This window comes from Spirulina sp. CCY15215 (assembly GCF_016888125.1).
Classification (GTDB): domain Bacteria; phylum Cyanobacteriota; class Cyanobacteriia; order Cyanobacteriales; family Spirulinaceae; genus CCY15215.
In genome coordinates, this window is sequence record NZ_JACSWA010000298.1 from 1 (window position 1) to 473 (window position 473).

The window sequence follows — 473 nt, forward strand, 5'->3', positions numbered from 1 at the left end:
TTGACCCTCCCCGCTCTAAAGAGACGGGGATTCGGAAGCAGTCCAGTAATGGACTCTTACAGGCGTGGTCAAAACGCCGCTACTGACTCCTTTAAGACATAATCCTAAAGTTGCCGCTACTTTTCGTAAAATATTCGCTGCTCCGTTGCAGTCAGCATTGACGAACAAACCATTCTGAGTACGATACAATCCCCGCTTAACTCGTTTTCCCGATGGTTTCCAGCTTTCGGGTTTTGCACCGAATGTCGGCAAGAAATCATCATCTAAAAACGATGCTTTCGAGGTGTAGCTTTCCTCAGTTTCAACAAATTCAATCCCGTACAGTTCGCAAAGTTGCTTGATGCGTTCTTTGAGTTTAGCTGTAGGAATTTGTACGAACTTTTGATTGTTCTTTTTGCCGATATTGATACCGTTCTTTTGTCCTTTATTCCAACCAAAGACAATGCGACCGATGCCATTTTCAAGGCAGTGAT

General features: G+C 44.0%; 1 protein-coding gene. It reads right to left on the minus strand.

Annotated features, from left to right (window positions below):
* Window positions 1–15: 15 nt before the first annotated feature.
* Window positions 16–473, minus strand: a 458-nt coding sequence (locus JUI58_RS04285; RefSeq protein ID WP_204102511.1) for an IS200/IS605 family accessory protein TnpB-related protein, incomplete at its 5' end; no start/stop codon positions are given.